Here is a 7576-nt window from a genome sequence, read left to right as displayed (position 1 = left end):
CACGTCAGCGTCTCGCGCGCGAGCTTCGCCCAGAATCCCTCGTAATCGCGCTCCGCTTGCGCGACGAGCGCGCGGTAGGCGTCCATGCCAGGAATCGCCGCCTGCGCCGTCAACTCCGCGGGCGGCTGAAAAATTCGGCTTTCGTGAAGGACCGATTCGATCGCAGCCATCGAGAACTCCCTATCGATAAACGAAAAAACGAGAAAACGAAACTGAATCCCGTACTGGCAGATGCTTTGTTCTTAGCCGATATGATGACGCACGCGGCGCGATCGGGCGGCGACGATCGATGTGGCACCGCAGCATCCCGGGCCGTTCCCTTGCCTGGCTCGCGAATCAATCGCTGCGCGGCGCGGTACAATAGCGCGCCTTTTTTGTGCTTCGCTGGCGCCTTTCCGGGCAGTTTCAGCGTTTGGATTCGCCGCCTCTCGTCCCCACAGCTCCTCGCCATGACAGTCATCAAACAGGAAGACCTGATCCAAAGCATCGCCGATGCGCTGCAGTACATCAGCTACTATCACCCGCTCGACTACATTCAGGCACTGGGCCGCGCTTATGAGCTCGAAGAGAGCCCGGCCGCGAAAGACGCCATCGCGCAGATCCTGACGAACAGCCGGATGTGCGCCGAAGGCCGTCGGCCGATCTGCCAGGACACGGGAATCGTCACCGTGTTCGTCAAGGTCGGCATGGATGTGCGCTGGGGCAGCGAGAGCGGTCCCGCGACGATGGGCGTCACCGACATGATCAACGAAGGCGTGCGGCGCGGCTACCTGGACCCCGACAACGTTCTGCGCGCCTCGATCGTGAGTCCGCCTGAAGGTGCGCGTAAGAATACGAAGGACAACACCCCGGCCGTCATCCACTATGAGCTCGTCCCCGGCGACAAGGTCGACGTGCAGGTCGCCGCCAAGGGCGGCGGCTCCGAGAACAAATCGAAGTTCGCGATGCTGAACCCGTCGGACTCGATCGTCGACTGGGTCTTGAAGACCGTCCCGACCATGGGCGCCGGCTGGTGCCCGCCCGGCATGCTCGGCATCGGCATCGGCGGCACGGCCGACAAGGCGATGGTGATGGCGAAGGAATCGCTGATGGAGCCGATCGACATTCAGGAAATCATCGCGCGCGGCCCGCGCGACTGGATCGAGGAGCTTCGCGTCGAGCTCTACGAAAAAGTCAACGCGCTCGGCATCGGCGCGCAAGGCCTCGGTGGCCTTTCGACCGTGCTCGACGTCAAGATCATGGCCGCGCCGACTCACGCGGCCTCGAAGCCGATCGCGATCATTCCGAACTGCGCGGCAACGCGCCATGCGCACTTCACGCTCGACGGCTCGGGCGTCGCCAAGCTCGACGCTCCGCCGCTCGACGCCTGGCCGAAAGTGCAGTGGGTGGCCGACACGGAAACGAGCAAACGCGTCGATTTGAACACGTTGACGCCCGAGGAAGTCGCGAGCTGGAAACCAGGCCAGACGCTGCTGCTGTCGGGCAAGATGCTGACCGGTCGCGACGCGGCGCACAAGCGCATCGCCGACATGCTCGCGAAAGGCGAGAAACTTCCCGTCGAGTTCAAGAATCGCGTGATCTACTATGTCGGGCCGGTCGATCCGGTGCGCGACGAAGTAGTCGGCCCCGCCGGCCCCACCACGTCGACGCGCATGGACAAATTCACCGAAACGATGCTCGCGCAAACGGGCCTCATTGCGATGATCGGCAAGGCCGAGCGCGGACCCGTCGCGATAGAGTCGATCAAGAAGCATCAGGCCGCATATCTGATGGCCGTCGGCGGTGCCGCCTATCTCGTCTCGAAGGCGATCCGCGGCGCCAAGGTGCTCGCGTTCGAAGACCTCGGCATGGAAGCGATCTACGAGTTCGACGTGACGGATATGCCGGTCACGGTTGCCGTCGATTCGAAAGGTACGTCCGTCCATGAGACGGGGCCGAAGGAGTGGCGCGCGAAAATCGGCAAGCTGCCGGTCGTCCCTGCGTAATCGCTCGGCGCTGTAGTATCGATCACGTCGCCGTGGCAGGAACCGGGCTCCTCGGGCCCGGTTTTTTCGGAGGACCGGGGCAGGCTCAGCCACATTGCCTTGACCGATCGGCCAACGAAACGGGTGTCGTCTTGGCATTTGCCGTCGCACGGTTTATCGTTGCCAATCACGGCCTCAATACGATGCAAAAGGAACTTTCATGAAAGGCGACGCGAAAGTCATCGAATATCTGAACGCGCAACTAAAAAACGAACTGACGGCAATCAATCAGTACTTCCTTCATGCCCGGATCTACAAGAACTGGGGGCTCGTGAAGCTCGGCAAGCACGAGTATGAAGAGTCGATCGACGAGATGAAGCATGCCGACAAGCTGATCGAGCGCGTGCTGTTTCTCGACGGGTTGCCGAACCTGCAGGATCTCGGCAAGCTCATGATCGGCGAGAACACGCGGGAAATCCTCGAGTGCGACTTGAAGCTCGAGCTTGGTTCGCGTGCGACGTGTCAGGAAGCGATCGCCTACTGCGAATCCGTCCAGGATTACGTCTCGCGCCAAATCTTTACCGAGATTCTCGAAGACACCGAAGAACACATCGACTGGCTCGAAACGCAGATCGGCCTCGTCGATAGAGTCGGCCTCGAGAACTATCAGCAGTCCGGAATGGGAAGCGTGGAAGAATAATGCAGCCATGACCTCAGAGCTCGACGCGCCAGTCAGCGGGTCCGCCGGCGACCCGCTCACGGCTTTCGCCGACATTTCCGCGAATGGGATGGCGGTTCGTCCAGTCGGCATATTCGATTCCGGCCTCGGCGGACTTTCCGTGCTGCGCGCCGTACGGGCGCAACTGCCCGACGAAGCGCTCGTCTACGTGGCCGATTCGCGCTATGCGCCTTACGGCGAGCGCGACCATGCATTCATCGTCGAGCGCACGCTCGCCATCGGCGAGTGGCTGATTTCGCAAGGCGCCAAGGCGCTCGTCGTCGCGTGCAACACGGCGACGGCGGAATCGATCGCGCTCGCGCGTGAAAGGCTGACCATCCCGGTGATCGGCGTCGAGCCCGGCATCAAGCCCGCTGCCATTCAATCGAAAACGCGCGTTGCCGGCGTGCTCGCCACTCAGGTCACGCTGCGAAGCGAGCGCTTTCGCGCGTTGATGGAGCGCCACGGCGCGGACTGCCGGTTCCTCTGTCAGCCTGGCCACGGTCTCGTCGAAGCCATCGAGCGTTGCGACGTGGACTCCGCGCAGGTCCGTGCACTGCTCGCGAGCTACATCGAACCGATGCTTGCCGCGGGCGCCGACACGCTCGTGCTCGGCTGCACGCACTATCCATTTTTCGATGCGGTGATTCGCGACATCGTAGACGACCGCGTCATGCTGATCGATACGAGCGTCGCGATCGCACGGCAACTCGAGCGTGTACTCGGCTCAAACGGCTTGCGGGCCGCCACGGGCACGAATTCCGTCCCGCCGCCGCGACTTTGCTCCACGAACGACGGCGCGCATCTGCGTCAGCTTGCGTCAAGACTGCTCGGGCTCGGCGGCCCGGTCGAACGAGTCGACATTGCGCCGCGCGATACGCCGGCGCAAGAGCCTCGGGCCGCCTGATTCAGCCCCTTTTCAGGGAGGCTTGCTCGCCTCCCCGGCTCTCGGGCGCCCCGCCGAGTAAAGGGCCACATCCGTCGACCATCGCTACAAAAATTTCGCTAATGGACTTGCCAAGCGAACGGATCGAAATGATAATAGTTCGCATTAACGTTCGCTATCGCGTTAGCCATGATCGTCTGCGTTTGCAAGTCCGTTTCCGACCGGAAGATTCGCGCCTCCATTGCCGAGGGCGTCGATACGTTCGACGAGCTCCAGTTCGAGCTCGGCGTGGCCACCTGCTGCGGCAAGTGTGAGGAGTCGGTGCGCGACGTCATGGCCCAGTGCGGGGTCTGCGAAGCTCGCTGCGGCGTCGAACGGCCCGATACGGTTCAGCCGGTCCACTTGACGTTTTACGAGCGCAAGGCAGCCTGAAGCTTCCGCCCGCTCTTCCTGTTATTCCTTTCGTCGGCGCCAGTCACGCAAGCAGCCAGCAGCCGCTCGTTTTCCTCGAGGGGGTCGAGATGGAACTGCTCATCGGTTTTGTGACGACGCTATGTATCTCGGTGCTGATTTTTCGCGCGTGAAACGGGAGGTTTTCCTTGGCCCGGCAGGCGCTGGCGACTGGGGTCCGCGCTAATATGCCACCATCGCTCAACGCTCCGTCCGCCATGACGCCGGCCACGCTCCCTCCGGTACGCATCCGCATTGCGTCGACTGTCGCGGTCGTTGCGCTCGCCCACATCGCGCTGATCGCTGCGATCATGCAGATGACACAGCGGCAAGCGCCGCCGCTCTCAATCGAATCGAAAGTCATCACGGCACAGTTGCTGCGTCAGGAACCCGCGCCCGTCGCGGCGCCCCCCGCGCCGCCCGCGCTACGTTCGGCGCTTGAGCCGGTCCCCCACCCGGTTGTCAAGAAAAAGCTCGAGCCGCACGTCGCACCTCCCCGACCGTTACCCGCGCCCAAACCCGCACCGGCCACGCCCAAAGCCGTTACCTCGCCCGAACCGGCGCCAACGGTAGCGCGTACACAGGAATCGGCCACCAACCAACCGGCGAAGGCCCCCGAGCAACCCGCCGCGCAATCGCCCGCGGCGGGCGCCAGCAATCGGGAAACCCTCGCCATCGCCGCCCCGAAGGCAGTTCCGCACATCGACTGCCGGGTCGTGAAGCCCGACTACCCCGCACTATCGCGCCGCCGCGGCGAAACGGGCACGGCCGACGTACGGTTCGTCGTCGGCGCGACCGGAACGATCGAGCGCGTTGAGCTCGCAAAGAGCAGCGGCTACCCGCGTCTCGACGATGCCGCGCTCGCCGCGATGCGCGCAAGTTCATGCCGTCCTTACGTCGAGAACGGCACGCCGATACGCGTGACTTACACGCAGCCGTTCGGGTTCGCACTCGACGATTAACCGTCACCAGCAACAAAAAGAGGAATCGAATGGAGAGCTATAGTCTGGCCCACGTCTGGGCTCAGGGCGATTTCGTCACGCGCGCGATCGCGATCGTATTGCTGACGATGTCGCTGGTTTCCTGGAGCGCCATGGCCGTCAAGGGATGGAACATCATCCGGCTCAGGCGCCTCTCGAGGAATGCGGAACGCGAATTCTGGCATTCCGACGATTTCGCGAGCGGTCTCGACAAGCTCGGCGAGACGCAGCGATCCGCGAATGACAATCCCTACCTTGCATTAGTGCTTGCGGGGCAGGAAGCCGCCGACCACCACAAGCGCACGCGGCCCCACCTGCATGACCAGCTCGACATCTCAGATTGGATTTCGCGCTGTCTCAAAGACACGATGGAAAATCGCGTCGCGCATCTTCAAGGCGGGCTCGGCGCGCTAGCGTCGATCGGCTCGACGGCGCCGTTCATCGGGCTGTTCGGCACGGTCTGGGGTATCCATCGCGCGCTGTTGTCCATCGGCGCGAGCGGAGCGGCCTCGATCGATCAGATCGCGGGGCCGATCGGCGAGGCGCTCGTGATGACGGCGTTCGGCCTTGTGGTCGCAATCCCGGCCGTGCTCGGCTATAACGCGCTGACACGCTCGAACAAGGTCCTCGTCGGCAGCTTGCGGCGATTCGCGCATGGCTTGCACGCGTACTTCGTGACAGGTGCGCGTCTTGCCTCCACGGGCACCGGCGGCCTACGGCTCGCCGCGCGCGCGAACTGAAGTCGGGGACGAACGATGGCTATACAGCAGTTCGACGACGAAGACGATGGACTCATGAACGAGATCAACATGACGCCGTTCATCGACGTCATGCTGGTACTCGTGATCGTGTTGCTCGTCGCGGTGCCGGCCATTCACCGTGCGATCAAAATCGATCTGCCGCAAACGGGCGGCAGCAAGCTCGTCGAAACGCCGAAACAAGTCGACGTCTCGGTGCGCGCCGACGGATCGCTCTTCTGGGGCGACGAGCGCATCGACGACACGACGCTGCGTACGAGATTCGAGCGAGCCGCGCAAGCGAACCCGCAGCCGGAACTACGGCTGGCTGCCGATCGAAAGGTACCCTACGAACGGGTCGCCGACGTCATGTCTGCCGCGCAAGCGGGCGGCCTGACCAAAATTGGCTTCGTGACGTTTCCGCGTCCGCAAGCGCAGCGTTGAGCCGGCCGTCGCGGCAGCCGAGTTCGCCGGGGCCTGGGCCCGCGCCGGGCCAGTCGGAGCGTTACACAGTCGAGCCACATTGTAAAAGGCCCCCATCGAAAGATGAGGGCCTTTTTTCATGCGCACACCGCGCCTTCGGGCGGCGGGCTCATCCGCCATCGGGGTAGCGTGAGCACCGCATGCGGCAGCCGTGGTTGACCACGGACAGCGCAGCCACCCTATCAGGCTTGCTATAAGAGCAGCCGTCGGAGTTCGCACCGGACACGCCGATCCGAACGAGTTTTCAATATAGGCCTGCACGCGTGACCGTTCAAGCGAAGGCCCATAGAAACTATCGATTGCCGGCCGCACTTAAATGACAGCAGCGATCTCGCGCCAACGAGAACGCGCCCGCCTCCACCGATATCACGTTGCCGCGGTGGAGGCCTGAATCGCTCGAATTTGATCGAGCGTCGGACACTCGCGCGACAGCGCACTCTGCTCGCCTCGATCGAGCACTTCGACGAGAAAATCGACGAATGCCCGCACGGCCGGCACCATCCCCTGGCGCGAGATGAAGGCCGCATAGAGCTTCGGCGATGGCAGCGTCCAGCCCGGCATGACAGGCGACATCCGCCCCGCGCGCATCGCCGCCCCGTACATCATCTCGGGCAGCGCCGCTATGCCGACACCTGCGAGCACGGCCTCGCGAATCGTCGCGAGGTCGTCGGTGATGACACGCGGCTCATGCTCGTGGACGTAACGTTTGCCGTCCGGACCGATCAGATTGAAAACATGGCGGCCGTCGGCGCTCGGCGTATCGAGCGTCTCGAACTTGGCAAGATCGCCGGGCACGAGCGGCGGCGCGTTCTGACTCAGCAAGGTGGGCGAAGCCACGAGCATCTGATTCGTATGCCAAAGCGGCCTGGCGACGATATTCGCGCTGTCCGGCGGATCGGAGCGTACTCGCAGTGCGACATCGACCGGATCCTCATAAAGATCGACGACGCGATTCGTCACACGGATCGTCACGCGGATTTCGGGATAACGAAGCAGGAACTCCGGCAGCGTCTCGGACAGCAGTATCTGCGAAAGCGTGACCGGCACGCTCACGCGGACCGTGCCGCGCGGCGACGAGCGCAGCTCTTGCACGGCATTCATCGCCGCCTGCGCTTCGGAGAGCATTGCCTGACAATGCCGGTAAAACAACTGCCCTGCCTCGGTGAGTGCGAGTTTTCTCGTCGAACGCTGCAGCAAGCGCACGCCGACGGACGCTTCGAGCTCGGCCACACGCCGCGACAGCCGCGACTTAGAGATGCCGAGCATGCGCTCGGCCGCGGAAAACCCGCCGTGTTCGACGACCTGCGCGAAATACATCAGGTCGTTCAGATTGTGCGAATCGAACTGCATGTCATCGT

General features: G+C 63.2%; 8 protein-coding genes and 1 pseudogene. 7 read left to right on the top strand and 2 right to left on the bottom strand.

The features are described 5' to 3' along the window. Window positions 1-170: pseudogene (locus B0G57_RS24530) on the bottom strand (AMP-binding protein); the annotation flags it as partial. Window positions 171-449: 279 nt separating this feature from the next. On the opposite strand from B0G57_RS24530, the gene B0G57_RS24525 reads away from it, so the two are divergent. The 7 genes from B0G57_RS24525 (at window position 450) to B0G57_RS24495 (ending at window position 6179) form a co-directional block, all read left to right on the top strand. Further along, complete coding sequence (locus B0G57_RS24525; protein ID WP_018440614.1) at window positions 450-1985, top strand: fumarate hydratase; 1536 nt, start codon at window positions 450-452, stop codon at window positions 1983-1985. Window positions 1986-2184: 199 nt separating this feature from the next. Continuing rightward, window positions 2185-2664, top strand: a complete 480-nt coding sequence (gene bfr, locus B0G57_RS24520; RefSeq protein ID WP_018440615.1) for a bacterioferritin — start codon at window positions 2185-2187, stop codon at window positions 2662-2664. Between the two features lie 7 nt (window positions 2665-2671). Continuing rightward, window positions 2672-3589 (top strand): glutamate racemase, encoded by a 918-nt coding sequence (murI, locus tag B0G57_RS24515; RefSeq protein WP_018440616.1) that lies wholly within the window; start codon window positions 2672-2674, stop codon window positions 3587-3589. Between the two features lie 168 nt (window positions 3590-3757). Continuing rightward, window positions 3758-4000 carry a (2Fe-2S)-binding protein gene (locus B0G57_RS24510; protein WP_018440617.1) on the top strand — a complete coding sequence of 81 codons (243 nt, stop codon included), beginning with the start codon at window positions 3758-3760 and terminating at the stop codon, window positions 3998-4000. Window positions 4001-4236: 236 nt separating this feature from the next. Then, a complete protein-coding gene (locus tag B0G57_RS24505; RefSeq protein WP_018440618.1) occupies window positions 4237-4980 on the top strand; it encodes an energy transducer TonB in 744 nt (247 codons plus the stop codon). Window positions 4981-5009: 29 nt separating this feature from the next. Then, the gene (locus B0G57_RS24500; protein WP_018440619.1) at window positions 5010-5738 is read left to right on the top strand and encodes a MotA/TolQ/ExbB proton channel family protein; all 729 of its coding nucleotides are present in this window, start codon (window positions 5010-5012) and stop codon (window positions 5736-5738) included. Window positions 5739-5753: 15 nt separating this feature from the next. Further along, window positions 5754-6179, top strand: a complete 426-nt coding sequence (locus tag B0G57_RS24495) for an ExbD/TolR family protein (RefSeq protein ID WP_018440620.1) — start codon at window positions 5754-5756, stop codon at window positions 6177-6179. 405 nt (window positions 6180-6584) lie between these two features. On the opposite strand, the gene B0G57_RS24490 is transcribed toward B0G57_RS24495, so the two are convergent. Continuing rightward, a complete protein-coding gene (locus B0G57_RS24490; protein ID WP_018440621.1) occupies window positions 6585-7568 on the bottom strand; it encodes a LysR family transcriptional regulator in 984 nt (327 codons plus the stop codon). Window positions 7569-7576 lie beyond the last annotated feature (8 nt).

It is taken from the genome of Trinickia symbiotica (assembly GCF_002934455.1).
GTDB lineage: Bacteria > Pseudomonadota > Gammaproteobacteria > Burkholderiales > Burkholderiaceae > Trinickia > Trinickia symbiotica.
This window is presented reverse-complemented; position numbering and strand designations above follow the sequence as displayed.

Coding starts and splice junctions, on each gene's coding strand:
- B0G57_RS24525 (WP_018440614.1), top strand. CDS start 450: ATGACAGTCATCAAACAGGAAGACCTGATCCAAAGCATCGCCGATGCG.
- bfr (WP_018440615.1), top strand. CDS start 2,185: ATGAAAGGCGACGCGAAAGTCATCGAATATCTGAACGCGCAACTAAAA.
- murI (WP_018440616.1), top strand. CDS start 2,672: ATGACCTCAGAGCTCGACGCGCCAGTCAGCGGGTCCGCCGGCGACCCG.
- B0G57_RS24510 (WP_018440617.1), top strand. CDS start 3,758: ATGATCGTCTGCGTTTGCAAGTCCGTTTCCGACCGGAAGATTCGCGCC.
- B0G57_RS24505 (WP_018440618.1), top strand. CDS start 4,237: ATGACGCCGGCCACGCTCCCTCCGGTACGCATCCGCATTGCGTCGACT.
- B0G57_RS24500 (WP_018440619.1), top strand. CDS start 5,010: ATGGAGAGCTATAGTCTGGCCCACGTCTGGGCTCAGGGCGATTTCGTC.
- B0G57_RS24495 (WP_018440620.1), top strand. CDS start 5,754: ATGGCTATACAGCAGTTCGACGACGAAGACGATGGACTCATGAACGAG.
- B0G57_RS24490 (WP_018440621.1), bottom strand. CDS start 7,568: ATGCAGTTCGATTCGCACAATCTGAACGACCTGATGTATTTCGCGCAG.